This window comes from Lentzea sp. NPDC054927, from assembly GCF_053610285.1.
Map to the genome: position 1 here is coordinate 81505 of NZ_JBSGXZ010000006.1, position 24919 is coordinate 106423.

Consider the following 24919-nt stretch of genomic DNA (forward strand, 5'->3'; position numbering starts at 1 on the left):
CACGGAGTCGAAGTGCCCTGCCCGGCAGGGTCCGTTCACCGGATGCTGGGGCTGACGACCGACGAACCGGGAGTGATGATGAAGATCGAGGAACTGATCGCCAGCGTCAAGAACTCCGTGGAGGCGAAGCGGGTCTACGCCGAGCCGTACGAGCGGAACGGGGTCACCGTCATCGCCGCCGCGTCCATCTCGGGTGGCACCGGTGGTGGTTCAGGCCGGGATGAGAAGGGCCAGGAGGGGGAAGGCGGAGGGTTCGGGATCTCCGCGAAACCCACCGGCGCCTACGTAATCAACGGCGACAACGTGCGGTGGGTACCCACGGTCGACGTGAACCGGCTGATCGCCACCATGGGCGCGGTCGCCGTCGCGGCGATCTTCGTGGCCGCACGCTTCTTGAAGTCGCGCAAGTGATCGGGGCTTTCAGACCGCCAACAGCGAGCCGACAACGCGTTCGCCGGACGAGGTGAGCACTGCGAGAACCCGGTGCCCTGACTGCGACCTGTGTGCCGCCGCGACCAAGCCCCCGGTGCACAGGTCGTTCGTCGCGGTGAAGTCGCACCACAGGCCGTCGACTCTTCCCGGCAGGGTGTGACGCAGATCCCAACGCGGTGACTAGGCCGGGACCAACGTCGCACCTCAGACGTGTCCCTAGGTCCTGGGGACACTGCCGCGCGCTGGTGATGCTCACAATCATGGCGACCACGACTGCGACCGAACCAGACAGCGATCCTCGGGAGCCGCTGGACCGGCTGTTCCGGGACCTGCGGACAAGGCCGACCGGCCTGTCGGGTCGCGAGGCGGCCAGGCGGCTGGTCGCGCACGGCCCCAACGAACTCACTCGCCACAAACGGCGGGACTGGCCCAAGCAACTCCTGCGCCAGTTCACCCACCCGCTGGCACTGCTGCTGGCGCTGGCCGCTGTCCTCGCGATCGTCGCCGGCACCACGCCACTCGGCACCGCGATCGTCGCGGTGATCGTCCTCAACGCCGGGCTGGCGTTCGTCCAGGAGCAGCAGGCGGAGAAGGCCGTCGAGGCGCTCGCCGCCTACCTGCCGGCAAAGGCCTCGGTGCTGCGCGACGGCGTGCGCGCGTCGATCCCCGCCCGCGAACTCGTGCCGGGTGACGTGCTGATCGTCGAGGAAGGCGATCGCGTCTCGGCCGACGCGCGGCTGATCGAGGGCGGTATCGAAATCGACCTGTCGACCCTCAACGGCGAGTCGCTGCCTGCCTACCGTTCCACGGAGCTCACCGACGTCGCAGGGCCGCTGCTCGACGCGCGGGACCTGGTGTTCAGCGGCACCAGCTGCACTGGAGGTGAAGCGAAGGCAGTCGTCTTCGCAACGGGCATGCGCACCGAGCTGGGCCGGATCGCCGCGCTGTCGCAGCGAGTCGGGCGGGACGAAAGTCCCTTGGAACGTCAGGTGAAGCGGGTGGCGTGGCTGATCGCCGCGGTGGCGGTCGGCGCTGGAATGGCGTTCCTGCCGCTTGGCGTGTTCGTCGCGGGGCTGCCGTTGCCGGACTCGTTCAACTTCGCGATCGGGTTGCTCGTCGCGAACGTGCCGGAAGGCCTGCTGCCGACCATCACGCTCGCCTTGGCCGTCGGGGTGCGGTCGCTCGCTCGTGGCGGTGCTGTCGTGAAACGGCTGTCCGCGGTCGAGACGCTTGGTTCGACCACGGTGATCTGCACGGACAAGACCGGCACGCTGACGCAGAACCGCATGACGGTCACCGATATCTGGACGCCGGATGGCGATCGCACCGCGTTGGCCGCAGCGGTCTCCGCGTGCAACAACGCCGACCTCGATGCGGGCAGCGGCGACCCAACCGAGCTCGCCCTGTTGCACGCAGCGTCGGAGATTGGTGCCGAGGTGTCCACGACAGGCCGTGGAGACCACCGCGTGCGTCAGTTCCACTTCGATCCGGCGCTGCGCATGATGTCCACTGTGGATCACAGTGACCACGGTCTGGTGGTCAACGTCAAGGGTGCACCCGAGGAAGTGCTGGCCCGGTTGACGGCCTACGACTCCGCCGAGGTGGAGCGCGTGATTGCCGAGTACGCGCAACGCGGTCTTCGTGTGCTGGCAGTCGCTCGACGACGATGCGACGCAATCCCTGAGCACCGGGAGGATGCCGAGCGCGACCTCGAGCTGCTGGGTCTGATGGCGATGTTCGATCCGCCACGGCCTGAGGTCGCCGACGCCGTGGCGCGCTGCCACACCGCGGGTATCCGCCTCATCGTGGTCACCGGCGACCACGGGCTCACGGCGAAGGAGATCGCGCGCCAGGTCGGAATCGCCCGCAACGGCACGAAGGTCGTCACCGGCGCCGAGCTGGACGACATGACCGAGGCCGACCTGGACGAACTGCTGCGCGACAACGAGGAGCTGATCTTCGCGCGCAGCTCCCCCGAGGTGAAGCTGCGCGTCGCCGACGCGTTGCGGGCGCAGGGCAACGTCGTGGCGATGACCGGCGACGGCGTGAACGACGCGCCGGCGCTGCGCCGTGCGGACATCGGGGTCGCCATGGGACGTTCCGGTACCGACGTGGCACGCGAGGCGTCGACGATGGTGCTCACCGACGACAACTTCGCCACCATCGTGACCGCGGTGGAGGCGGGCCGGCGGGTCTACGACAACGTCCGCAAGTTCATCCTCTACATCTTCGCCCACGCCACCCCGGAAGTGATCCCGTTCCTGCTGTTCGCGCTGTCCGGTGGCGCGATTCCCTTGCCGCTCACGGTATTGCAGATCCTGGCGATCGACCTCGGCACCGAAACCCTGCCCGCACTGGCACTCGGCCGCGAACCTGCCGAGCCCGGCCTCATGTCGCGACCGCCGCGGCACCACACCGATGGCGTCATCAACCGGCAGATGCTGTGGCGCGCCTGGGGACTGTTGGGCGGCGTCTCGGCATTGCTGGTGCTCGGCGGGTTCTTCCTCACCCTGGTCTCGGGCGGCTGGTCACCAGGCGATCCGGTCGGTGAAGGTGCGCCGTTGCACGACGTGTGGGTGCAGGCGACCACGATGTCGTTCCTGGGCATCGTCGCCTGCCAGCTCGGCACGGCCTTCGCGTCCCGCACCCAGTACGCGTCGCTGCGGTCGATCGGCGTCTTCAGCAACCGTTTGTTGTTGTGGGGCATCGTGTTCGAGGTCCTATTCGCGGCCGCCGTGGTGACCGTTCCCGCTCTGCAGCGCGTCTTCGGCACCGCCGTACCACCAGTCGAACACCTGGCTCTGCTCGCCGCCTTCCCGGTGATCGTGTGGGGCGTGGACGAGCTGTGGCGCTGGTATCGCCGCGGCAGGTCGTGATGTCCCGACCGAACCGGGACCAACGGCTGCGTTCGCGCGCGACGTTCCTGACAAGACTCAAGGTAGAAGAACTTCCTGGGAGGTAAAGATGTCCGCTGTTCACGCTCCTGCTCGCACCCGAACCGAAGCGAGTGATGTGCCCCTCGCGGTGCTGCGCGTCGTGACCGGGTTGCTGTTCCTCTGGGCGTTCGTCGACAAGGCGTTCGGTCTCGGCTACGCCACCCAGGCCAAGAACGCGTGGTTCTCGGGAGGCTCACCCACGAAGGGCTTCCTCAGCCGGGTCGCCGTCGGGCCGTTCGAGTCGTTGTTCCACGACATCGCCGGCGCCTGGTGGGCCGACCTGCTCTTCATGGCCGGTCTGCTCGCGGTCGGCGCGGCGCTGGTGCTCGGCATCGGCCTGCGAATCGCGGCCGTCAGCGGCGCACTGATGATGCTGCTCATGTGGGTCGCGGAATGGCCGCCGGCGCAGCACACCTCGGCGGGCGAGGCGACGATGTCGACCAACCCGCTCATCGACTACCACGTCGTCTACGCACTGGTGCTGATCGCCCTCGCGGCCAGCGCGTCCGGTGTCACGTGGGGTCTGGCGCGCTGGTGGAATGGTCTGCCGGTGGTCAAGGCGAACCCTTGGCTGCGGTGAACAACAAAAGAAGTGAGCGAGGGCGCCGCGGACGCGGCGCCCTTTCTCTTGGTCTGTGCGGGGTCAGACGGCGCGTCGCGCATGCCCGATCTGCTCGGTCAGCCCAGGCCGCGCGAGGAGAACCGGGCACGGTGCGAACTGCAGTACGGCGTGGCTCGTCGCGCCCAGCTCGAGGCCACTGGGCCAGCCTCCTCCATGCAACCCGACGACGAGCAGCGAAGCTCGCTCGCCGAACTCCACGAGTCGTGCCGTCGGAGATCCGTACAGCACGTACTGCTCGACGAGAACGTCAGGATGGCGGTAAGCACAGGCGGCGAGCCGTTGCGCCAAGAGTGACTCGCGGACGGCGCCGAGCTCGGACCAGGGGATCCCGACCGACGCGGCGAAATCCTCGTCCCCCAGCGGCGGGGTCCAGGCGTGCACCGCCACCAGTGAGGTGCCGCGAACGGCAGCCTCCTCGAACGCCCGGTCCACGACGAGCCAGTTCTCCGGCGCACCGTCTACACCGACGACCACAGGTGCGTCTGGAGCGGAATCCTCGCCCCTGACGACGACAACCGGGCATCTCGAGCAGGACGACAGCGCGATGGCGACGGAGCCGAGAGGCAGACCAGCGAAGCCACCGAGACCACGGGGGCCGACCACGACGACCGCCGCCACCTCGGACTCCTGCTCCAGCAACCAGGCATCCGCGCTCACCTCGACACGCGTCTGGAAGTCGAGACCTGGAGCGATCTCCTTCACGGCCGCGACTGCATCCTGCATCCACCCCATGGCCTCGTCGTGCAGTGCACTGCGGGCCATGCCGGAAGCATCTGGGACGCCGGCAGGCAGCGGCAGTTCGGCGTGGACGAGGCGGAGTTCCGCGCCCCGCCGAGCCGCCTCCTCAGCCGCCCAGCGGACCGCACGCAGCGAGGGCTCGGATCCGTCCACACCGGCAACGACGACGTTCGAATGTCCAACAGGAACGGTGGCCCGTCTCAACGCCCGGTCCAGTCCGGCGCAGTCAGCTCCCACTCGAGCTGCCACCAGCGCAGGCGAACCCTCATGCACGCGAACCTCACGAGTCCGAACACCAGCGCCATCGTGCCCGCGATCAGGCCCCACAGCAGCAGTGCGCTGAAGATCGCGTTGAACGCGGCTCCCTGGTTCGTCATGGGAGGCTCGGCCGGCTCACCGCTGAGATCAACCCAGATTCGCAGAGTCGTGCCGGCCCCGGCGCCGTAGGGCGCTCGAACGACGCCCTTCCGCACAAGGCCGTCCGGCGTGCGCCAGGTCGCGACAGCATCGGTCGTCTCGACCAGCGCTTCGCTGCTGGCGGCACCGTCCATCGACGGCGCGTCCTCGACAAGCACTGCGCTTACCTGGGTCCGGCGCTTCTGCTCGGTTTCGACGCGCGACTCGTGCGTCGCGTAGATCTCCGAGCCGACCGCGCCGGCCACGGGGACGGCGAGCAACGCCACCACGACCCCCAGCGCGAGCACCGCACCCTCGATCCGGTCGCCGAACGTGGCAAGCGGGTTGCGTCCGGGGAATGCCCTGCGGACTAGTCGGGACATCGTGTTCGCGGTCATCGTCCACCTCCACCCCCAAGACTTCCGGGTGGACACGGTGGTCCCCAGGGACCTTGGTCTCGTCACCGATGAGCCCCTGGTCTCGCCGAAACGAAGCCTCGGTGCGCTGGTGCCGCGACCGCTCCTCAACTGCCTCCGTCGGCGTCGACGAGCTGACCGCAGGGCTTCTTCTCCGACGTTCAGACCAGCTTGGCGGCGTGATCCGGCACTTCTCGTTGCAATGCGCGGGCCGTGCGCTGGTAGCCGCTGGACGGTGGCCGCGGGGGCAGTTTGATCTTCGGCGCGGTGACCTCGTGGTAGTCGATCGTGCTGAGCAGGTGGGCGATCATGTTGATCCGCGCCCGTCGCTTGTCGTCGCCTTCGACCGCGTACCAGGGTGATTCTGCGATGTCGGTGTGGACCATCATCTCGTCCTTGGCGCGCGAGTAGTCCTCCCAGCGGGTCAAGGACTCGAGGTCCATCGGGGAGAGCTTCCACCGCTTGAGCGGGTCGTCGAGGCGCTTGCGGAACCGGCGTTCCTGCTCGGCGTCGCTGACCGAGAACCAGTACTTGCGGAGCAGGACGCCGTCCTCGACGAGCATCCGTTCGAACTGCGGGCACTGCCGGAGGAACAACCTGTGCTCCTCCGGTGTGCAGTAGCCCATCACGCGTTCGACGCCGGCGCGGTTGTACCAGCTGCGGTCCAGCAGCACGATCTCGCCCGCCGCCGGCAGATGTGCCACATAACGCTGGAAATACCACTGGGTGCGCTCGCGTTCGCTGGGTGCGGGCAACGCCACGATCCGGGCGACGCGCGGGTTGAGGTGCTCGGTGATCCGTTTGATCGCCGAGCCCTTGCCCGCCGCGTCCCTGCCCTCGAACGCCACCACGAGCCGGGCGCCGGTGGCCTTCACCCACTCCTGCAGCTTCACCAGCTCGGTCTGCAGCCGGAGCAGCTCCTGCTCGTAGACTTCCCGCCCCAGCTTGGCCATCAGCTGCCTTTCGCGTGACGCTGCCGCCACTTCTCCAGCTCCACGACGACGTACGCCGCCGCGCTCAGCATGAAGACCACCAGCCACGGCTGCCACCCGAGCGGCGCGGTGTGGAACAGCGAGTTCATGAACGGCACGTACGTGAGCAGCAGTTGCAGCCCCACGGTCAGTCCGATCCCGACCCACAGCCAGCGGTTCGGTCCGGTGGCCGGCCGCCATTTCTCCAGCGAGCGGCAGTTGACCAGGTACGCGATCTGGGCGCCGACGAAGACGTTGACCGCGACCGTCCGCGCGACCTCCAGCGTGGCGCCCGAGGCGAGCTGCCAGCGGAACGCGCCGAACGAGCACGCGAGCAGGATCGCGGAGACGAACACGATGCGGCCGACGAGCTGCCGGGTCAGCAGCGGGAGCGACGGTGGCAGCGGTGGCCGGCTCATCACGTCCGCCTCGCGAGGTTCGAACGCCAGCGTCAGTCCTAACGCGACAGCGGTGGTCATGTTGATCCACAGGATCTGCACCGGCAGGATCGGCAGTGCCGCGCCGAGCAGGATCGCCGTCAGGATCACCAGGCCCTCGGCCATGTTGGTGGGCAATGTCCAGATGATGAACTTGCGCAGGTTGTCGAAGACCGCGCGGCCTTCCTCGACCGCGGCGCGGATCGAGGAGAAGTTGTCGTCGGTCAGCACCATGTCGGCGGCCTGCTTGGCCACCTCCGTGCCGCCCTTGCCCATCGCCACACCGATGTCCGCGCGCCGCAACGCAGGAGCGTCGTTCACGCCGTCGCCGGTCATCGCGACGACCTCGCCACCGGCCTGGATCTCCTTGACCAGCCTCAGTTTCTCCTCAGGCGCGACGCGGGCGTGCACGTCAGTGATACCGAACTCCGCCGCGATCGACCTAGCGGTGGCCGGGTGATCACCGGTGATCATCTTGACCTCGATGCCTGCCGCCTGGCAGGCACGCACGGCCTCGATCGCCTCGGGGCGCGCCGGGTCGTGCATCGCGACCAGGCCGAGCATTTCCACGTTGCCCCGCAAACCTTCCTCGGACAGTTCGACACCTGCTGCGCGTCCGATGGCCAGCACCCGCAGACCGGCGGCGGACAGTTCGTCGGCTTCGGGGTGGTGGTCGAGCCCGGCGAGGGCGAGGATCCGTTCGACCGCGCCCTTGACGTAGACGACGTCGTTGGCGTGCCGGGTCGCCATGAACATCCGTTCCGAGCTGAACGGCAGCACGTCCACCCGTTCGGACACGTCGTTGTCGTCCAGACCGGCTTTGCGGGCAGCGACCACGAGCGCGGCCTCGGTCGGATCGCCGACGGGGAGCCAGCGTCCGCCGTCCTCGACGATTCGCGCGTCGTTGCAGGCAAGGCCCGCCAGCAGGCACTCACGCAGCGCCGGTGTCACCTCGGGCGTCACGGCTCCGATGGGTTCGTACCCGATGCCTGACAGGTCATGGCGCGTGCTTCCCACGACGACCGCGTTCACCGTCATCGCGTTGGCGGTCAGCGTTCCTGTCTTGTCCGTGCAGATGACCGTGGTGCTGCCCAGCGTCTCGACGGCGGGCAACCTGCGGATGATCGCGTTGCGCCGCGCCATCCGCGCCACCCCGATCGCCAGCGTCACGGTGACCGCTGCGGGCAGGCCTTCGGGAATCGCGCCGACAGCGAGCGCGACAGCGGCGGTGACCATCTCTGCGAGTGGTTCGCCGCGCAGCACGCCGACCACGACGCTGAACGCGGCGAGCCCGAGGATCACGACGGTCAGGATCTGGCTGAAGCGCGTGAGCTTGCGGGTCAGCGGGGTCTGCACGGTGGTGGTCGTGCTGACCAGCCGGTGCACCCGGCCGATCTCGGTGTCCGCACCGGTCCCGACCACCACACCACGCCCGCCGCCGGCGGTCACCAACGTGCCGGAGTAGGCCATGTTGGTGCGGTCGGCCAACGCCGTGTCCGAAGGCAACGCCACCGGGTTCTTCGCCACCGGCACCGACTCCCCGGTCAACGCCGACTCGTCGACGCGCAACTCCTTCGTGGTGACCAGCCGGAGATCCGCGCCGACCTGGTCGCCCGCCTCCAGCACGACCAGGTCGCCCGGCACGAGTTCCGCCGATGGGACCCGCGCGGTGAGACCGTCGCGCACGACGGTCACCTCGGTGCGCACCATCGCCGTCAACGCGTCCAGAGCGCGTTCAGCGCGCGCCTCCTGGATGAACCCGATGATCGCGTTGACCACGACGACACCGAACACCACAGACGCGTCCACGACCTCGCCCAGCGCGGCGGTGATCCCCGCGGCCACCAGCAGCACGTAGATGAGCGGGTGGTGCAGCTGTCCGAGCAGCCGCACCACCCAGCTCTGCCCGCGCTGGGCGGGCAGCTCGTTCGGGCCGAGCGCCGCCAGCCGATCCCGCCACTGGGTGGTGGAGAGACCGGCGGCCTCGTCCGTCTCCGCGATCAGGACGACCTCGGCCACCGGCAGTCCGTGGTGGGCGACGTCCTCGCGGTCAGCTGTGGACAGCGGCACGGCCTGCCTCCACGTGCAGGTGGTTGTTCCGGGTGATCGCCTGGAGAATCGAGAGCCTGGTGACCATGCCGACAACCTGCCCGTCGTCGAGCACGGGCGCGCACAACACCTCATAGCGAGTCATCGCGTCGAAGACGGTCTCCACCGGCGTGTCCCGCGCGGCCACGAGCACCGGCTGCGACATCACCTGCCGCACGAAAGGTGATTGCACACCTTCCTTGCCTCGCATCACGTCCACTCTCGTCACCACGCCCCGGAACCCGCGCTGGTCGACGACGGGCAGCATCGTCAGGCCGAAGTCGTCCATCAGGCCGCCGGCGTGGCGGGCGAAGTCACGCGGTCCGACCGTGACGAGCGGCCAGACCATCGCGTCGGCGGCCTTCATCGCGTGGTCTCAGCGAGTTCGCGGTCGCTCACCGGGATGACGACGATCGGCGCGTGCGCGTGCCGCACGACGTGCATGCTCGTCGAGCCCAGCACGATCTGGCGGATCCGGTGCCCGGTGTGCGAGGCGACGACCAGCATCGCGGCGCCTTCAGAGGCCTTTTCGAGCGTCTCCGCGGCGTCGCCGCGCAGGCTCTTGCGGACGATCTCGGGCAGCTCCTCGCGCTGTTCCGACAACGTCTGCACTGCCTTCTCGATCAGGGCCTCCGACTCGGCCCGCACGCGCTGCTCGGTGGTCTCCGTCCAGTCAGCGAGCGCCTCGAAGGTCCAGGCGTGGACGACGTGCAACGGGCAGCCGCGCACGACGGCCTCGTCCAGCGCCCACTCCAGTGCTCGGTCCGATGCGGGCGTTCCGTCGATGCCCACGACGATCGGCTTGCTGCTCATGGCCTTTTCTCCTCTGTCTTCGCGTTGTCAGCTGATCCGCAGGCGGCGCAGGAACGGGTCGGTGTGCTCGGCCTGTGCAACGCGCACCCGCGCGTCCACGACCACGCATCCCGTGTCCGTCACCACCAGGGGGTTGATGTCGAGTTCGACGACCTCGGGCAGTGCGCCGGCCAGTTCGGCCACTCGCAGCAGCACTTCCCGCACTGCCTTCTCGTTCGTCTCCGCGAGCACATGGCCCGCAGTGCGGAAGCCGTGCAGGAGATCGTCGGCGTCCGCTGTGGACAGTGGCGCGAGTGCGGCCGCCCGGTCGTCGAGCAGGTCGGTGTCCACGCCGCCGAGTCCGGTGACCACGAGCGGTCCGAACTTCTCGTCGGTGACGACGCCGACCAGCAGTTCCCTGCCGCCCGAGGCCATCGGCTGCACGAACACGCCGCGCAACCTGTCGCCGAAGCGTTCTTGGAACGCGCGGAAGGCTTCCGCCACCCCGCCCGCGTCGGTGACGCCGAGTTCCACGCCGCCTCCCTTGCTCTTGTGCAGCAGGTCGTCGGCGACAACCTTGAGCGCGACCGGTGCGTCGTAAGCCTGCTGCGCCGCCACCGCGTGCTCCAGGGTCGTCGCGAGTGTTCCGCCCAGCACTGGCAGCCCGAACGCGGTCAGCAGCGACACCACCTCGTCCGGAGGCAGCCAGCCCTGTCCCTGCGCCACAATCGCCTTCGCGGCATCGAGGTCGATCCGGCTCAGGCGAGTGAACTCCCTCGGGCGGGCGAGCCATTCGGCGCGTTCCGCGAGCCGTGCCAGAGCCGCTGCCGCGCGAGCGGGCTCGGCGTAGCAAGGCACCTCTCCCCCGAGCCGTTCGATTTGACCGGTACGCACTGCGAGCACCGGCTTGCCGTCGATGTTGTGCACACCATCGGAGGGGTCGCCGAGTGCGGTCGGCACTGTCACGGTGATCACCGCCTCGACCGCGGGGTCCGCGCCGATGACGTCGAGGCAGCGGGCGAAGGTCTCCTCGTCGACGACCGCGGTGGTGTCGACCGGGTTCTGCACGCTGGCCGTCGCCGGAACCAACTGTGCCAAGGCCTTGCGGGTCTCTTCGCCGAGTGTGGCCATGTGCAGTCCTTGGCGGACGCAGGCGTCCGCGGCCAGCACGCCGAGTCCGCCGGCGTTGCTCAGCACCGCGACCGACCGTCCATTGGGGAGCGGCTGCCAGCTCAGGGCCATCACGGCGTCGGTCAGCTCCGGCACGCTGTCGACGGCGATCACGCCCGCCTGGCGGAACAGCGCGTCCCTGGTGACCGAGGGCGTCGCGGTCGAGGCCGTGTGCGAGGCGGCAGCGCGCTGGCCCGCTTCGCTGGTGGCCGCGCGGATGGCGAGCACCGGTTTGCTCGCGGCGACCCTGCGGGCGATGCGGGCGAACTTGCGCGGGTTGCCGAAGGACTCCAGGTACAGCGCGATGATCCGGGTGTCCTGGTCGTGTTCCCACCACATCAGCAGGTCGTTGCTGCTGATGTCGAGCTTGTCCCCGGTGGAGACCAGGTTCGACAGGCCGAGGCCGAGCCTCCGCAACTCCTCCTGCACGCCGATCGCGACGCCGCCGGACTGGGTGACCAGCCCGATGGTGCCCGCGAGCGTGCTGTGCGCGGAGAACGTGGCGTTCATCCGCATGGCGGGCGCACTCGTCGACACGCCAAGGCAGTTCGGGCCGACGAGGCGCATCCCGTGTGCACCGACCACCGTCAGCAATTCCTCGGCGTTGACACCCGAGGAGATGACGACCAGCGCGCGCACGCCGCGGCGGCCGCACTCCTCGGCGACGGCGGGAACGGCCTTCGCCGGCACGCAAAGCACCGCCAGTTCGGGTGCTTCAGGCAGCTCGCCGACCGAGGCGTAGCAGTCGACACCGTCCACGGACTTCGCGTGCGGATTGACGGCGTAGAGGTCGCCGGTGAAGTTGCCGTCGACGAGGTTGTGGAGCACGGCGTGCCCCACCGAGTCCGGTGATCGACCCGCGCCGATCACGGCGATGGAGGTGGGACGCAGCACGTGGGTCAGGCTCGCGACGTCGGCGAGCGATTCCCGTTGGCTCACCGCGTCGAGGTAAGTGTCGCCGGGCTCGAGGACGAGCTCGATGTACATGACCTCGCCGTCGGGCACGATGGCCGTGACGAGGCCCATGCTGGTGAAGACGCGCAGCATCCGGCCGTTGATCGTGAGTACCTCGGCGGTGAAGCGGCGCACGCCCCGGCTGCGCGCCAGCGAGGCCAGGTGCTCCAGCAGCAGCGTGCCGACGCCGTGGGCCTGCTCGGCGTGCGACACGACCAACGCGACCTCCGCGAAGTCCGTCTCCCGCACCACCACGTAACTCGCAGCCCCAAGCAGCCGCCCTTCACGGAACGCGCCGAGCACGACGTGGCGTGGCGCGTCCGGCGAGACCATCCGCTCGACGAAGTCCTCCAACTGCCTCGGCGACGTGCTGAAGAACCTGAGGTACTGGTCCTCGATCGGCAGCCCGCGGTGCAGGTCGAGCAGTGCCGACACGTCGTCCGGCCCCAGCTCGCGCACCGTGACGACCGAGCCGTCCGTCAGCAACGCCGCCGCGTTCACAGCAGCGGTCCAGGCGTCAGCGGTGCGGCCGCGGCAGCAAGCGCGTGCTCCTTCTTGACCTTCGGCTCACGGATCACGACGACCGGGCACGAGGCGTGGTGCACGCAGTACGAGCTGACCGAGCCGAGGATGACCTCGACCACCGTGCTGTGCCCGCGGTTGCCGACCACGAGCAGCTCCGCGTCCTTCGACGCCTTGGCGAGGACGTCCCTGGGGTCGCCCTCGACCAGGATCGCCCGGATCTCAACACCCTCGAACCCCTGCACCGCGGCGTCGAGGTTCTTCCGCGCGGTTTCCTTCATCGCCTGCGGCGACAGCGCCATCAGGACCTCAGCGGGCACCGGGCCGATCATCACGCCGTAGTCCGGGTGCCACGCCGAGATCACGTCGACCGGACACCCACGCCGCCGAGCATCCTCAACGGCCCACCGCAACGCCGCCAGTGCGGCCGGTGATCCATCAATGCCGACCACCACGGGCCGGGATTCGTTCTCGCTCATGTACTTCAGCCTTCCGGTCCGCGCAGCGGCCGGTGAGTGCCTGCGGTCCCGCGCCGTTCGGGACCTTCGTCCCCGGCCTACCAGGCCATGCCCAGCCCGACCGCCACGACCGCCGGCGCGAGCCATGCCGCAAGCTGGAGCGCGAACCGCGGTCCGCCGGCCACCGTGGCCAAGACGAGCTTCACGACGGTGTTCGTGGCCAGCGCCGCACCGCAGGCCAGGACAGCTGTGTGCACCGAAATCGACTGTGGTGCAAGCGAAGCCGCCGCGATCGCTGCGGCGTGCGCGTCAGCCAGACCGCCCAGTGCTCCGGCCGCAACCACTCCCCCGCCACCGAGCCACTCGGCTGCCGCGCGGGTGACCACCAGGAACAGCACCAGGATCGCGGCCAGCGACAGCGCCGCCTTGAGCGACATCGGCCTGCTCAGCACGGGCTCGTCGTTCTCCGCTTCCGCGAGTTTGGTGCGCCAGACGAGCCATGCCACCTCAAGCAGCAGCACCACCGCACCCGCTCCGATCGCGGGCAGGAGCCGCAGCGCAACTGGCGGGCTGGCGATGGCGGTCACCGCGACGATCTGCGACAGAGTGGCCAGGTTGACCGCCACCGCGCCGGGAAACGCCGCCGCACCAACGGTTCGGTACTTGCGCCCCATCACCGCGGTCGTCGCCGACCCGGACACGAAACCGCCTGCGAACCCGGTGACGAGCAAGCCCCAGCGCTCGCCGAACGCGCGTGCCGCCACGTATCCGGCCCAGCCGATCACTGTGACGGCGATGACCAGCCACCACACGCGGGCTGGGTTGAGCACGCCGTACGGGCCGAGCGGGCGGTTGGGCAGCAGCGGCAGCACGACGAACGCGACGACGAACAGGATCATCGCGTCGCGCACGTCCTGATCGCTCACCACCTTGCGGGCGAACCGGTGCAACGGCCGTTTCGCGGCCAGCAATGCCGCGGCCGCGACACCCACCGGCACCGCGAGCTCGGGCCGATGCCATGCGAGCGCGCCCAGCAGAAACGTGGCGATAGCGGCGATCTCGGTCGTAGCGCCAGGTTCCGCGGTGCTGAGGTACCAGGCGATGACGAGCGCGGCGACAGCACCGAGCGCGACGCCCAGCGCCACCGGTGACAGCGCCGCACTCACCGCTCCGGCCAGTGCGATCAGCGGGAACGTCCGAGACCCTGCGGGCCTGGTCGAGTTGTGCGCGTTGTCGTGCTCACGCTCCACGCCCAGCAGCAGGCCGATCGCGAGCGCCGTCGCGAGGTGGCCGAGTGCGACAGGGGTGTCCACAAGTCAGCCCGTGCGCAGTCGCGCGGCCTCGTCCTCGGCCGTGACGATGTGCGCGTCCGGGCCGGGAAACACCAGCGTCTCGTGCCCGGTGTCCAGCCACCGCACGAGAAAAGGAGGTCTGCCGTCCTCGTGCTTGACCGCCGTGATCATTCCGCGCCGCCCGCCGGCTTCTACGAGCCAGTCGCCCCGTTTCGCTCTCATGACGTCCTCCATCCACTCGGTGTGATCGAGGGTTCGCCTCGCGCGTGGGCGTCAGCAGTGCGGATGGGCTCGCCTGGCTCGTGACCTTGGTCCCTGCCGGCGCGTCCGCCCTCGCCGCCACGCTGGTCAGGAGTGATGGGAGCAGCCATGAGGACACCCGTGATCCTGGTCGGTGTAGACGGCTCGCCGGAGTCACGCGCGGCCTTGCGGTGGGCGATGGAAGAGGCGGCGCATCGGGGCGCGCGGGTGGAGGCGATGCTGGCCTACCACCAGGAGCCGGTGGTCGTGCCGGCCGTGCCGATGGGGCTCAACCCATACGGCGAGATGCCGCAACGACACCCCGCGCGCGAACTCCACGACACCGTGCAGCAGGTACGCGCCACGATGCTCCACGCGCCGGACGTCGCCGAGTGCGTCGTCGTCGGGCACGCGGCCGACCACCTGACCGACGCCTCAAAGCACGCCGAGCTGCTGGTGATCGGCACACGAGGACGCGGAGCCGTCCGCGAATTCCTCACGCACGGAGTCGCTGCGGCCTGTCTGCGCAGTGCCGAGTGCCCTGTCGTCGTCATTCCCCCAACAGCCACCCGGTAACAGCGGACTTGAACGAGAACCCCGCAAGAAATCGATTTCACGTAGGGCGATTCCAACATCACGAGGCTTAATCAGCACCGTTTAACCGCGTGTAACACGCGATCTGATCCATACGACGTCTCCCAGGGCACCAATTGACCCCATCTGCGACGAACGGTCGTTCTGCCGCAGCGCGGACATGCAGCGAGCCGCATCCGATCAGTCACTCTGCGCAACTTCTCGCGATTTCCATACCTGAAATTGACCACTTTTTGTCAATTATCAGGCCTTCGACAAGGTTGTCGGCCTTATCTGGAAAGAAAGTGGACGGTTCTTACCGCCACTGATTTACGGAATGGACTGATAGGCGCGTAGTTCAGTCCCGCCAAACACGGCTCACCGTTCGGCGATGGACGTCGACCACTCAAGGGTCTTGGGCGTGTCGGCTGCCGTGTTCATACGTGTGGGCGTGTCATTCTTGGATCACGTCCAAGGCGAACATGCCCTGGACGTGCGAACGCGACCCCCTGTTCGAGCAGGAGGCCGCGTGAAGTTCCACCGGCAAGAACCTGGCCTCAGAACCAGAACAAGTCGGGAGAACGCGCGCCGAGTCTAGGGCTTCACAGGCGCGCAGGACCAGTCACGATCGTGTGACGTCAGCATCCAAATGGGCGACGTCACAAGGTGTCCACATCGGACCGTCACAGGCCTGCCGCACGGCTGTCCGGCTGCGCGCGTTCCCCCGCGCGCCCTATCAGCCAGACGATGCATCCGCTGTCTTCACCTGCGTCGTCGATCGAACGACGAAAGAAGCCCCTACCTTGGCAAAGGCACTTCCGACCGGGGCGGCGACCGTGTATCGCCTCCCGGTCACGCACGAGAACCTCGGCGACTACCTCAAGAGCGTCGAAGGAGTCGACCTCAAGTACCACGGTGAACTCCTGATCGCCGGAACCCGCACCCACGTACTCGCCGGCGTCCGCAGCAGCGGCGAGCCGGACTGGGTCCGGCACCTCACAGGGGTGTCGGACCTCGAGAACCTGGGTCTCACGGGCAGTTCCCCGTTCGCACTCATCGTCGTCGAGATCGACGACGAGTGGGTCTGCGCCGTCACGTGGGGCGCGTCGAGCAGGTTCATGCTCGACGAGCTGCTGCTCGACGACGACTTCGGGCTGAACTTCGGGATCAGGCGGATCGACCCGGACAAGGTCCGCGTGCTCCGCAGCAGCCTCCTCGACGTGTCCGCACGCGGCATGGAGGTCTCGTTCCCCTCAGGCAGCTCGCTGTCGGGCTTCCCCCTGGAACCCGCGGGCGAGCTCGTCACCGGCATCGAGGGGCCGGCCGACCTGTCCGGTCTGACCTACGACGCCGCCACCGACGGCAACACCTGGAACATCAGGGCAGGGCGCGCGCTGAACATCCAGCTCGGTCGCACTCCCGAGACGTTCATCGCCGACCTGCGCAAGATCAGCGCGATCGTCGACGAAGACGTGGCGGGCGCACCGCTGCGCCACATCGCGGAGATCCGTCCTGTCAGCCCCAACGACCCGGTCATGCCGGACCTGGAGCGCCAGTTCTCCGCGGCACTCGGCGGCGACGACCAGTTCGGACCGTTGGGCGTCTGCTGGCCCTCCTCGGCGATCCGGGAGATCGGCCAGGCTCAGTCCTTCAAGTCGAGCCGGGTCGGCCCGACCGCCGCGCGGGCGCTGGAGCCGGGGTTCGAGATCTACGAGTTGGTGGAGCCGTTCGCAGCCGTCGACCCGTCGCTTCGGCTCGAGGTGCTGCGGAAGGCAGGTCTTGCGCCCTGTGAGGACGAGCTGGGCGCGGAGCCGTTCACCCGGCCGATCTCCATGATCAAGTGGGTGGCGTTCCAGACCGTGGTCGAGGGCAAGACCTACGCCCTGCACCAGGGCAAGTGGTACGAGATCGGCGAAGGCGCGGTCGCGCGCGTCAAGGAGCAGGTCCGCGCGCTGCTGGAGAACAAGAGCACGCTGACGTTCCCGGTGTGGGTGCCAACCGGCGAGCGGGACGACGAGCACCGCTTCGCCGAGAAGGTGGCCAAGCAGGCTGGCTACCTGTGCATGGACCGCGGCCTCGCCTACACCCCGATGCACCTGCGGGGCTTCGAGATCTGCGACGTCTTCGGTCCCGACAACGAGATCGTGCACATCAAGTGGCTCGGACGCGCGACGGCGGCGAGCCACCTGTACACGCAGGCGCAGGTGTCGGCGTGGGCGCAGTACTTCGAGCCGCAGGCGATGCAGCAGTTGCGGGACAAGGTCCGCGTGCTCGACAGCCAGCGGGACGTCACCGAGCGCCCGACCGTGGTCGTCCTGGCGATCGCCGGCCGGGCGTGGGATGTCGACACGTTGTTCACGCTGTCGCAGGTGAGCCTGCTGCGGCTGAGCCACGAGCTGCGCAACCTCGGCATCGAGTTGCAGTTCGCCGACATCCCCTTCATCGCGAAGACGAAGGGGAAGTCAGCCGATAACGCGGCCTAGTCGGGCCGCACGATCGCCACCGGGCACGGCGCGTTGTAGACGAGGGCCTGACTCGTCGAGCCGAGCAGCATGCCGGCGAACCCGCCGTGCCCGTGGCTACCCACCACCACAAGCTGAGCCTCAGCCCCGTACCGGATCAACGCCCGCACCGGCCGATCCCGCACGACCACCGGATGCACCTGCACATCCGGGTACTTCTCCTGCCACCCGGCGAGTCGCTGCGCCAGCAGCCGTCGCTCGTCGGCCTCCACCTGTCCCCAGTCCACGGTGAACCGGGAGGCGGTGTAGGCGCTCTCCACCATGAAGTCGGTCCAGCACATCACCACGGTGAGCGGAGCGCTGCGCATCGACGCCGTCTCGAAGGCGAAGGCCAGCGCGGCCTCACTGGTCGGAGAGCCGTCGACGCCGACGACGACAGGCCCATCAGGCACGGAGGTTCCGCGCACCACGACGACTGGGCTTTTGCCGTGGGCCGCCAGTGCCAGTGCGGTGGAGCCGACGATCATGCCGGTCACCGTTCCGAGACCCTGGGAGCCGACCACCACGAGCCGTGCGGTCTTCGACTCCTCGATCAGGAGCGTGGTGGAGCCGCAGCACACGATCTCGGTCGTCACCTCGATGTTCGGCGCGGCCGCCCGCGCGGCGGCGGTGGCCTCGTCCAGCTTGTCGCGGCCGAGCTGCTCGATCGCCTGGCGGATCTCGTTGCCGGTGAGGATGATCTCGGGGTAGCCGCGGGTCGGCAGCACATAAGCGTGCACGAGCCGCAACGCCACGTTGTGGCGGGCGCACTCCTGCGCGGCCCAGGTGACGGCGGACAGGGCCGACGCGGAGCCGTCGACGCCGACCACGATCGGGGCGGATGGGGCCTTCATCGTTGTCCTCCAGTCAGAACGCGAGCGCGGAGCACTCCCGGCACCGCGTCAGCGAGTGCGACGAGGACCCGTTCGGTCTCGCCGTCGGTGGTCGCGGCGCCGATCACGGCCTCGCCCTCGTGGACCGTGACCGTCCACTTGCGACCACCGCTGTACATGTCGAGCACACGCTGGACCTCCGCAGCCACCGTCGTGTCGGCCCTGGCGAGCACCCGCACCAGATCGCGGCGGGTGACGACGCCGATCACGGTCGAGCCGTCGACGATCGGGACGCACCGCCTGCGGTCGTCGATCATGACGCGTGCCAGCATCTCGGCGGGTGCGGCGGCGTCCATCGCCACGGCGGGGGTGGTCATCACGTCGGCGACCACGCTGCCGGTTTCCTCGAGGTACTGGCCGCGCACCAGGTCGGCCTCGGTCACGATGCCGATGAGGCGCTTGTCGTCGTCGACGACGGGCAGCGCGGTGAACCCGTGCGAGACCATCAGCGCGGCCGCGCCCTTGAGCGGTACGGCCGGCGTCACGGTGATCACCGGGCTGGTCATGATGTCGCGAGCACGCATGGCGGAACTCCCTTCCGACTACAACGCTAGGAATCGGACCGACCGGCGGACGCTGTCGTAGGTCCCGTGCCGACCGGGCCCTTGGCACCGACGATCGCCAGCGCCTGCGGGAAGCCGGCGAGCTCGTGCCGTTCGATCAGGCCCGCCCGCCACTCCTGCCGGTGCACCAGGTGCACCACCGGCCGCACCGCCACTCCGGCGCTTCGACCGGCCAGCACGGCGGCTTGCAGCGCCGCGCCGCCCCGGACGTGGTCAGGGCGGCGGTCATCGGTGGTGATCACGACGAGTTCGTGGTCGCTCAGGGCGCGCAGCTCCGTTCCCGCCCAGTGGCTCGCCCACCCGAACGCGTGAGCGTCGCCTTCACCGGACACGTCCACCAGGCGCATCGCCCGATGCAGGTCGAGGTCCTGCGGATCCGGTGGCTGGCTGCGGTCCGCGCGCACGACAGCAAGGAGGTCGGGGCTGGCCTGGTCGGTCGGGAACACGACGTGCGGGTGCCAGCCAGCGTGCCGGATGGCGAGCACGACGTGTTCCAGGGCGGCGCCGCACGAGAGCAAGCGGTCGAAGCCGAGCGGGTCGTGCTCGGACCGTGCCCCTGCCTCGAAGAGGTAGACCGACCGGCCGTGCAGCTCCAGAGCCCACGGGCGGTCCGCGCTGTACACGGGCGCTCTAACGGCTGCCTCGACGATTTCCGCGGACTCTGCTGGGTTCCATCGCATGTCTCGACGATTCCGCCGCAGCGCGCCGCAGGGACAGGGCGGACCTGCTCACTTGGGTCGGGCACTTGGACTCTCCGCACAGCCCGGTCAACGGGAAGAGCCTGGACACGACAACGGAGGCGATGACGATGACCTGGTACTACGGCACCCCGATGGGCTGGGGCGGATTCTCGATGATGGCGCTGACCATGTTGCTGTTCTGGGGCGGCCTGGTCGCGTTGGGCGTCGTGCTGCTGCGCCGGTTCCCGCACACCGGTTCGGAGACGCGCATACTGCGGGAGCGGCTGGCCAGAGGTGACATCGACACCGAGGAGTTCGAGCAGGTCCGGAGGACACTGGATTCCCGGTGACAGGGTCTTTGGGCCCTGTGTGGCCCACGGTCCGCCGGGAGATCGTGATCGCGGAACGATCGAGAGAAGGTGGTTGCGGTGGTGTCGCGAGTCTTCCTGGTGGACGACCACGAGGTAGTCCGGGTCGGGATCAGGGAGCTGCTCAGCGCCTCTCCCGACCTCGAAGTCGTGGGCGAGGCGGCCTCGGTGACCGAGGCGCTGACGATGGTCCCGGTGACCAACCCCGACGTGGCCGTGCTGGACGTGCGGCTGCCCGACGGCAACGGCATCGAACTGTGCCGCGAGCTGCGCTCACGCATGCCCGAGCTGAACGTCCTGATGCTCACGTCGTTCACCGACGACGAGGCGCTGTTCGACGCCATCATGGCGGGCGCGTCCGGATTCGTGCTCAAGCGCATCCTCGGCACCGACCTCACCACAGCGGTGAAGACCGTCGCAGCCGGACAGTCGCTTCTGGACGCCCGCTCGACCGCGGCGCTGCTCAACCGGATCCGCCGCGAACGCGAGCAGGGAGACCCGGTTCGTGCTCTCACCGAGCAGGAGCGGACGGTGTTCGACTACATCGGTGACGGCCTGACAAACCGGCAGATCGCGGAGAAGATGTTCCTCGCGGAGAAGACCGTGAAGAACTACGTCTCCCACCTGCTCGCCAAGCTCGGCCTCGAACGCCGCACCCAGGCCGCCGTGCTCGCCTCGCAGCTGCGCAAGCCCACCCACGACAACGAGACCGGCTAGTCCAGCGGGACCCTCCACGTCACCCGCGTGCCGCCACCAGGTTCTTCGCCGACGGTGAGCGCGCCGTTCAACTCGGCCGCGCGCTGTTCGAGGTTGCGCAGGCCGCTGCGCGCGATGTCAGGTGGCATGCCTGTGCCGTTGTCGACCATCGTGATGATCAGCGCGTCGCCGGCCTCAACGGTCAGCGTCAACTCCGTCGCGTTAGCGTGACGCAGCGCGTTGCTCACGGTCTCGCGCACCACCGCCTCGGCGTGGTCGCCGATGTAGTCAGGCACCAGACTGTCGATAGTGCCCGACATCCGCACTGCCGGGCTCAGCTCGCCGTCTTCGGTGAGTTCGGCGACGGCGTTGAGCAGCTTTCGCCGCAGCCCGGTGTCGCCGGAGTCCGCCTGCAGGTCGAAGATCGACGTGCGGATCTCCAGCACCGTCTGGTCGAGCTGGTTCACCGCTTTCGTCACCCGCCTGCGCGCCTCCGGGTGAGTCACCCAGGTCAACGCGCCCTGCAGGCTCATGCCGGTGGCGAACAGCCGCTGAATCACGTGATCGTGCAGGTCACGGGCAATGCGGTCGCGATCCTCCAGCACGTCGACCAGGCGCTTGGCGCTCTGGTTCTCGGCGAACTCGATCGCGACCACGGCCTGGTCGGCGAACGACGCCAGCAGCGGCATCAGGTCCGCACCGAAGGAGGCCGCGTCCTTGTCCCGGACGGCGAGCAGCACACCGGTCACCGTGGTTCCGGCGCGCAGCGGCAGCACCACCGCGGCGCCTGTCTGGGCCGGCAGGTCGCCGAGCTGGCCGTCCACTTCCTCGATCAACGCCGGTGCGGCCGTCTCCAGCACCTGCGCGAGCACCGGTGCGTCGGCGGCGAAGGCATCGGGAACAGTCTCGTTCCCCGCCTGTGCGGCCTTGCGGAGTTCATTCCCATCGCGCAGCAGCACTGCCGCCCACGAAGCCGACGCCAGCTCAACGGCCCGCTGTGCGATCAGCCGTAGCGCGTCATCGGCGGTCGCACCGGCCAGGAGCTGCGCGTTGATCTCCGCGGTCGCTTCGAGCCACCGCTCCCGCATCCGCGAGCGTTCGAACAGGCGGGCGTTCTCCACCGCCACACCGGCCGCCGCGGCCAGTGCCTCCAGCACGACCTCGTCATCGGCGGTGAAGTCCCCGCCGCCCTTCTTCTCGGTCATGTACAGGTTGCCGTACGCCTCGTCCCGCACCCGCACCGGAACGCCGAGGAAGCTGTGCATCGGCGGATGGTTGGCAGGGAAGCCCACCGAGGCCGCGTGCTCGGACAGGTCGTGCAGGCGGATCGCCCGAGGATCCTTGATCAGCAGACCGAGCAGGCCTTTGCCCTCGGGCAGGTGCCCCATGTGCGCGCGGGTCTCGGGGTCGATGCCGACGTAGACGAACTGCGAGAGGTTGTGCCGCGAGCCGAGCACCCCCAACGCGCCGTAGCGGGCGCCCACGAGCTCCACGGCCGCCTGGACGATGCGCTGCAGGGTGGAGTCCAGCTCCAAGCCGGCGCCGACCGCGAGGACGGCGTCGAGCAGGCTCTGCATCTTGTCCCTGGTGGACCCGATCTCGGCGAGCCGGTCACGCATCTCGTCGAGCAGGTCGTCCAGGCGCAACCCGCCGAGCAGGCTGCGTACCGGTGGATCCTGAGAGTCGACCATGGATCAAGCCTGTCACGAGGTCGTTGCGGCGCCAAGCGGTCCCGGTCAGGTCGGGACCTTCGATGGTGGGTTCACCCCGTGGCGGCGCGGACAGTGAACGCCACAACAGGTTTCACCAGGCAACACGATGGGGTGAAGAACATGGCTCAAGTGGTGGCGGCTCTGGGGCTGGGGCCCGAACAGATCGAGAGCGCGCTCACGACTGCCTCGCTCGCTCCGTCCGTGCACAACACCCAGCCGTGGCGTTTCCTCGTGCGGCGCCACCGGATCGAGCTGCACCCGGACCCGAGCCGCAAGCTGGCGGCGACCGACCCGGAAGACCGCGAACTGCGGCTGTCCTGCGGTGCGGCGCTGTTCAACCTGCGGCTGGCCCTGCAAAGCATGGGTGTGCGACCACTGGTGTCGATGCTGCCCGGCCACGACGCGCCCGGCGCGCTCGCCGTGGTGCGCCGCGGTGGCACGCTCAAGATCGACGACGAGAGCCGGGCCCTGCTCGCGGCAGTGCCCCGCCGTCGCACCAACCGCAGGCCGTTCCTCGAAGGGATCATCGACCCTCGTCAGCGCCATGCGCTGGTTCGTGCGGCCGAGCTGGAACGGTCCTGGCTGCATCTCGTGACGACGCCGGAGAACCGCGCCCAGCTCAAGCGGTTCGTTCAGCAGGCACACCAGATCCAGCTCGGCGACGAGGGCGTGCAAGCGGAGCTCGCGGCGTTCACCGGCCATCGTCCCGGCGCAATCGACGGCGTGCCGCCCGCTTCGGCGGGCGTGCGTCCGGAGATGCAGGACGAGTGGGTGTTCCGCGACTTCCAGGGCCCCGAACGCCACCCCGGTAAGGACTACGAGTCCGACCCGCTCGTCATGGTCCTGTGCTCGCACTACGACGGGCCACTCGGTGATCTGCAGGCGGGGCAAGCGATGCAGCGCGTTCTACTCACCGCGACCACGCACGGGCTGTCCGCGTCGTTCCTGTCCCAGCCGGTCGAGGTCCGGCGCGTTCGCGAGGATCTGCGACGGGCGCTTGGTGGACTGCTCGTGCCGCAGACCGTGCTGCGCATGGGTTTCAGCACGCCTGTCCCTCCCACGCCGCGTCGCTCCGTCTCCGAGCTGCTGCTCGACTCCGACGAGCATGCAACGCACTGAACCGACTGTGCCGGACAGGCCTCGCGATGGCAGGACTTTGGTCCCGACGCAGTGGACTCTTCCCGCCCTGCTCCAGACGAACGCGACGGACCATCGTCAATGCATGGAACCAGTTGTGATCATCCAAGACGGCGCCAGACGCGACGAGAACGCCTTGCGGTGGGCAGCCGCTCACGCCCAGCTCGTCGGCACCGGCCTCGAGATCCACCGCCCACAGGAAAACTTCCACGCCCAGCTCGTGGTCATCGGCTACCGGGGTCCGGCGAACTCGGCACTTGGTCTGGGTGGCCACGTCCTGCCGCTGCTCGCCGCGGCGCGCTGCGACACGGTGGTCGTGCGTGGGACGCCCGCTGCCGTCGACGCCCAGCACCGCCACGTCACCGTTCTGGTCAGCGGTGGCCCCGGTGACGGCCGGGTGCTGCGTCACGCCGCCGACTTCGCCCGGCGACGTGGCGCGGGGCTGCGGGTCCTCCACGCCGCGCCAGAGCCCCCGGTCAGGTGCGGCATGGACACGGACCACACGTATGTACTCGCACGCGCGTCCGCAGCGCTCGACGGGATCCGGCACCACGCTGTGCTGGTCCGCGCGCAACCGCACGAGGCGATCGCACGGTGCACCGACACCGACCTGATCGTCGTCGGTTCCGGTGACACGCACGAGAGCGGTACCGTCACCAGAGCCGCACTCCATCACGCCCCGTGCCCTGTTCTCGTTGTGCACCAACCGGTTCTGGAGGCACACCATGGCCACACCACCATCCCCGCTCCTCGCCGACCGGTTCGCCTCCAGGCCTGAGTTCGGCCGCACCGACCACCTGCTGGTCGACGCGAATCCGGTGACCACGTGGAAGGCCTTGCGGGAGTTGGACCTCACCGAGCTGCGCGGGGGCGTCGCGGGATTCGCGGTGTGGTTCCGCGAGATGCCGGAACGGTGGCATGCACGCAAAAACGGTCCCACCCGTGAGCGCACTCGGCTGACGTGGGACGACCTCGACGCCGGCACGGACTGGATGATCCTCGGTGAGAATCCAGGCCACGAGATCGTGCTCGGCGCGGTCGGCAAGTTCTGGCGGCCAGTGGTGAAGTGGATTCCGTGCGAGCCGCGTGACTTCCTCGACTTCGCCGCACCGGGTTTCGGCAAGGTCGTGTGGTCGTTCACCGCTCACCCCTACGGCGAACGCCGCACCCTGCTCTCATCGGAGATCCGGGTGACTCTCACCGATCCCCAGGCCTGGCTCAACTTCCGCCGCTACTGGCGCATCAGCACACCAGCTGTGTCGCTCATCAGCCGCGCCGTGCTGCGAACGATCGAGCACAACGCCGAAACCGGCGGTGTCAGGAACTGAGACG

The 24919-nt window shown here is 68.8% G+C and carries 24 protein-coding genes; 10 read left to right on the forward strand and 14 right to left on the reverse strand.

The window, feature by feature from the left end; all coding sequences use genetic code 11:
• The first annotated feature begins 42 nt into the window (after window positions 1–42).
• The 3 genes from ACWGE0_RS12140 (at window position 43) to ACWGE0_RS12150 (ending at window position 3948) form a co-directional block, all read left to right on the forward strand.
• Window positions 43–411, forward strand: a complete 369-nt coding sequence (locus ACWGE0_RS12140) for a spore germination protein GerW family protein (RefSeq protein ID WP_452260928.1) — start codon at window positions 43–45, stop codon at window positions 409–411.
• Between the two features lie 281 nt (window positions 412–692).
• On the forward strand, window positions 693–3308 hold the full coding sequence (locus tag ACWGE0_RS12145; protein WP_452260929.1) for a cation-translocating P-type ATPase: 2616 nt from the start codon (window positions 693–695) through the stop codon (window positions 3306–3308).
• An 88-nt stretch (window positions 3309–3396) separates the two neighbouring features.
• Entirely contained in the window at window positions 3397–3948 is a 552-nt protein-coding gene (locus ACWGE0_RS12150) for a hypothetical protein (protein ID WP_452260930.1), read from the forward strand.
• A gap of 63 nt (window positions 3949–4011) precedes the next feature.
• Here the strand turns inward: ACWGE0_RS12150 and ACWGE0_RS12155 are convergent, their stop codons facing one another.
• From ACWGE0_RS12155 to ACWGE0_RS12200, 10 genes are all read right to left on the reverse strand, one after another.
• Window positions 4012–4881, reverse strand: a complete 870-nt coding sequence (locus tag ACWGE0_RS12155) for a universal stress protein (protein ID WP_452260931.1) — start codon at window positions 4879–4881, stop codon at window positions 4012–4014.
• A 47-nt stretch (window positions 4882–4928) separates the two neighbouring features.
• The gene (locus tag ACWGE0_RS12160) at window positions 4929–5522 is read right to left on the reverse strand and encodes an Rv1733c family protein (protein ID WP_452260932.1); all 594 of its coding nucleotides are present in this window, start codon (window positions 5520–5522) and stop codon (window positions 4929–4931) included.
• A 179-nt stretch (window positions 5523–5701) separates the two neighbouring features.
• Window positions 5702–6493, reverse strand: a complete 792-nt coding sequence (gene ppk2 / locus ACWGE0_RS12165) for a polyphosphate kinase 2 (RefSeq protein WP_452261129.1) — start codon at window positions 6491–6493, stop codon at window positions 5702–5704.
• Window positions 6493–9018: an HAD-IC family P-type ATPase gene (locus tag ACWGE0_RS12170; RefSeq protein ID WP_452260933.1), complete on the reverse strand. Its 2526-nt coding sequence runs from the start codon at window positions 9016–9018 to the stop codon at window positions 6493–6495. The genes ppk2 and ACWGE0_RS12170 overlap by 1 nt, the downstream gene beginning before the upstream one ends.
• The gene (locus tag ACWGE0_RS12175) at window positions 8999–9403 is read right to left on the reverse strand and encodes a CBS domain-containing protein (protein ID WP_452260934.1); all 405 of its coding nucleotides are present in this window, start codon (window positions 9401–9403) and stop codon (window positions 8999–9001) included. Before ACWGE0_RS12175 ends, ACWGE0_RS12170 begins: the two co-directional genes overlap by 20 nt.
• A complete protein-coding gene (locus tag ACWGE0_RS12180) occupies window positions 9400–9849 on the reverse strand; it encodes a universal stress protein (RefSeq protein WP_452260935.1) in 450 nt (149 codons plus the stop codon). The genes ACWGE0_RS12175 and ACWGE0_RS12180 overlap by 4 nt, the downstream gene beginning before the upstream one ends.
• A gap of 27 nt (window positions 9850–9876) precedes the next feature.
• On the reverse strand, window positions 9877–12453 hold the full coding sequence (locus ACWGE0_RS12185; RefSeq protein WP_452260936.1) for a bifunctional acetate--CoA ligase family protein/GNAT family N-acetyltransferase: 2577 nt from the start codon (window positions 12451–12453) through the stop codon (window positions 9877–9879).
• Window positions 12450–12953, reverse strand: a complete 504-nt coding sequence (locus tag ACWGE0_RS12190; protein ID WP_452260937.1) for a universal stress protein — start codon at window positions 12951–12953, stop codon at window positions 12450–12452. Before ACWGE0_RS12190 ends, ACWGE0_RS12185 begins: the two co-directional genes overlap by 4 nt.
• A gap of 77 nt (window positions 12954–13030) precedes the next feature.
• On the reverse strand, window positions 13031–14245 hold the full coding sequence (locus ACWGE0_RS12195; RefSeq protein WP_452260938.1) for an MgtC/SapB family protein: 1215 nt from the start codon (window positions 14243–14245) through the stop codon (window positions 13031–13033).
• A gap of 3 nt (window positions 14246–14248) precedes the next feature.
• The gene (locus ACWGE0_RS12200; protein ID WP_452260939.1) at window positions 14249–14446 is read right to left on the reverse strand and encodes a DUF1918 domain-containing protein; all 198 of its coding nucleotides are present in this window, start codon (window positions 14444–14446) and stop codon (window positions 14249–14251) included.
• Between the two features lie 147 nt (window positions 14447–14593).
• Between ACWGE0_RS12200 and ACWGE0_RS12205 the strand changes: the two genes are divergently transcribed.
• Together ACWGE0_RS12205 and ACWGE0_RS12210 are read left to right on the forward strand one after the other, a co-directional pair.
• Window positions 14594–15040 (forward strand): universal stress protein, encoded by a 447-nt coding sequence (locus ACWGE0_RS12205; protein WP_452260940.1) that lies wholly within the window; start codon window positions 14594–14596, stop codon window positions 15038–15040.
• A gap of 800 nt (window positions 15041–15840) precedes the next feature.
• On the forward strand, window positions 15841–17520 hold the full coding sequence (locus ACWGE0_RS12210; RefSeq protein WP_452260941.1) for a TIGR04141 family sporadically distributed protein: 1680 nt from the start codon (window positions 15841–15843) through the stop codon (window positions 17518–17520).
• Here ACWGE0_RS12210 and ACWGE0_RS12215 read toward each other — a convergent pair.
• From ACWGE0_RS12215 to ACWGE0_RS12225, 3 genes are read right to left on the reverse strand one after another with little or no spacing between them, the layout of a single operon-like run.
• Window positions 17517–18392 (reverse strand): universal stress protein, encoded by an 876-nt coding sequence (locus tag ACWGE0_RS12215; protein WP_452260942.1) that lies wholly within the window; start codon window positions 18390–18392, stop codon window positions 17517–17519. The genes ACWGE0_RS12210 and ACWGE0_RS12215 overlap by 4 nt on opposite strands.
• Complete coding sequence (locus ACWGE0_RS12220) at window positions 18389–18955, reverse strand: CBS domain-containing protein (protein WP_452260943.1); 567 nt, start codon at window positions 18953–18955, stop codon at window positions 18389–18391. The genes ACWGE0_RS12215 and ACWGE0_RS12220 overlap by 4 nt, the downstream gene beginning before the upstream one ends.
• A 26-nt stretch (window positions 18956–18981) precedes the next feature.
• Window positions 18982–19617: a hypothetical protein gene (locus tag ACWGE0_RS12225; protein WP_452260944.1), complete on the reverse strand. Its 636-nt coding sequence runs from the start codon at window positions 19615–19617 to the stop codon at window positions 18982–18984.
• A 122-nt stretch (window positions 19618–19739) separates the two neighbouring features.
• Between ACWGE0_RS12225 and ACWGE0_RS12230 the strand changes: the two genes are divergently transcribed.
• A complete protein-coding gene (locus ACWGE0_RS12230; RefSeq protein WP_452260945.1) occupies window positions 19740–20024 on the forward strand; it encodes an SHOCT domain-containing protein in 285 nt (94 codons plus the stop codon).
• Window positions 20025–20102: 78 nt separating this feature from the next.
• Window positions 20103–20759 carry a response regulator gene (locus tag ACWGE0_RS12235; RefSeq protein ID WP_452260946.1) on the forward strand — a complete coding sequence of 219 codons (657 nt, stop codon included), beginning with the start codon at window positions 20103–20105 and terminating at the stop codon, window positions 20757–20759.
• Here ACWGE0_RS12235 and ACWGE0_RS12240 read toward each other — a convergent pair.
• Window positions 20756–22429 carry a sensor histidine kinase gene (locus ACWGE0_RS12240; RefSeq protein ID WP_452260947.1) on the reverse strand — a complete coding sequence of 558 codons (1674 nt, stop codon included), beginning with the start codon at window positions 22427–22429 and terminating at the stop codon, window positions 20756–20758. The genes ACWGE0_RS12235 and ACWGE0_RS12240 overlap by 4 nt on opposite strands.
• 141 nt (window positions 22430–22570) lie before the next feature.
• Here ACWGE0_RS12240 and ACWGE0_RS12245 point away from each other — a divergent pair, with 141 nt between their 5' ends.
• The 3 genes from ACWGE0_RS12245 (at window position 22571) to ACWGE0_RS12255 (ending at window position 24915) form a co-directional block, all read left to right on the forward strand.
• On the forward strand, window positions 22571–23569 hold the full coding sequence (locus tag ACWGE0_RS12245) for an Acg family FMN-binding oxidoreductase (protein ID WP_452260948.1): 999 nt from the start codon (window positions 22571–22573) through the stop codon (window positions 23567–23569).
• Window positions 23570–23672: 103 nt separating this feature from the next.
• Window positions 23673–24365: a universal stress protein gene (locus tag ACWGE0_RS12250; protein ID WP_452260949.1), complete on the forward strand. Its 693-nt coding sequence runs from the start codon at window positions 23673–23675 to the stop codon at window positions 24363–24365.
• A complete protein-coding gene (locus ACWGE0_RS12255; RefSeq protein ID WP_452260950.1) occupies window positions 24313–24915 on the forward strand; it encodes a hypothetical protein in 603 nt (200 codons plus the stop codon). Before ACWGE0_RS12250 ends, ACWGE0_RS12255 begins: the two co-directional genes overlap by 53 nt.
• The last annotated feature ends 4 nt before the right edge of the window (window positions 24916–24919 follow it).

What these genes read in the sequence shown, in the direction of transcription:
- ACWGE0_RS12220 (WP_452260943.1), bottom strand. Translation starts at nt 18,955, where the DNA reads ATGCGTGCTCGCGACATCATGACCAGCCCGGTGATCACCGTGACGCCG.
- ACWGE0_RS12145 (WP_452260929.1), top strand. Translation starts at nt 693, where the DNA reads ATGGCGACCACGACTGCGACCGAACCAGACAGCGATCCTCGGGAGCCG.
- ppk2 (WP_452261129.1), bottom strand. Translation starts at nt 6,493, where the DNA reads ATGGCCAAGCTGGGGCGGGAAGTCTACGAGCAGGAGCTGCTCCGGCTG.
- ACWGE0_RS12245 (WP_452260948.1), top strand. Translation starts at nt 22,571, where the DNA reads ATGGCTCAAGTGGTGGCGGCTCTGGGGCTGGGGCCCGAACAGATCGAG.
- ACWGE0_RS12255 (WP_452260950.1), top strand. Translation starts at nt 24,313, where the DNA reads ATGGCCACACCACCATCCCCGCTCCTCGCCGACCGGTTCGCCTCCAGG.
- ACWGE0_RS12250 (WP_452260949.1), top strand. Translation starts at nt 23,673, where the DNA reads ATGGAACCAGTTGTGATCATCCAAGACGGCGCCAGACGCGACGAGAAC.
- ACWGE0_RS12180 (WP_452260935.1), bottom strand. Translation starts at nt 9,849, where the DNA reads ATGAGCAGCAAGCCGATCGTCGTGGGCATCGACGGAACGCCCGCATCG.
- ACWGE0_RS12240 (WP_452260947.1), bottom strand. Translation starts at nt 22,429, where the DNA reads ATGGTCGACTCTCAGGATCCACCGGTACGCAGCCTGCTCGGCGGGTTG.
- ACWGE0_RS12200 (WP_452260939.1), bottom strand. Translation starts at nt 14,446, where the DNA reads ATGAGAGCGAAACGGGGCGACTGGCTCGTAGAAGCCGGCGGGCGGCGC.
- ACWGE0_RS12215 (WP_452260942.1), bottom strand. Translation starts at nt 18,392, where the DNA reads ATGAAGGCCCCATCCGCCCCGATCGTGGTCGGCGTCGACGGCTCCGCG.
- ACWGE0_RS12190 (WP_452260937.1), bottom strand. Translation starts at nt 12,953, where the DNA reads ATGAGCGAGAACGAATCCCGGCCCGTGGTGGTCGGCATTGATGGATCA.
- ACWGE0_RS12150 (WP_452260930.1), top strand. Translation starts at nt 3,397, where the DNA reads ATGTCCGCTGTTCACGCTCCTGCTCGCACCCGAACCGAAGCGAGTGAT.
- ACWGE0_RS12205 (WP_452260940.1), top strand. Translation starts at nt 14,594, where the DNA reads ATGAGGACACCCGTGATCCTGGTCGGTGTAGACGGCTCGCCGGAGTCA.
- ACWGE0_RS12175 (WP_452260934.1), bottom strand. Translation starts at nt 9,403, where the DNA reads ATGAAGGCCGCCGACGCGATGGTCTGGCCGCTCGTCACGGTCGGACCG.
- ACWGE0_RS12140 (WP_452260928.1), top strand. Translation starts at nt 43, where the DNA reads ATGCTGGGGCTGACGACCGACGAACCGGGAGTGATGATGAAGATCGAG.
- ACWGE0_RS12160 (WP_452260932.1), bottom strand. Translation starts at nt 5,522, where the DNA reads ATGACCGCGAACACGATGTCCCGACTAGTCCGCAGGGCATTCCCCGGA.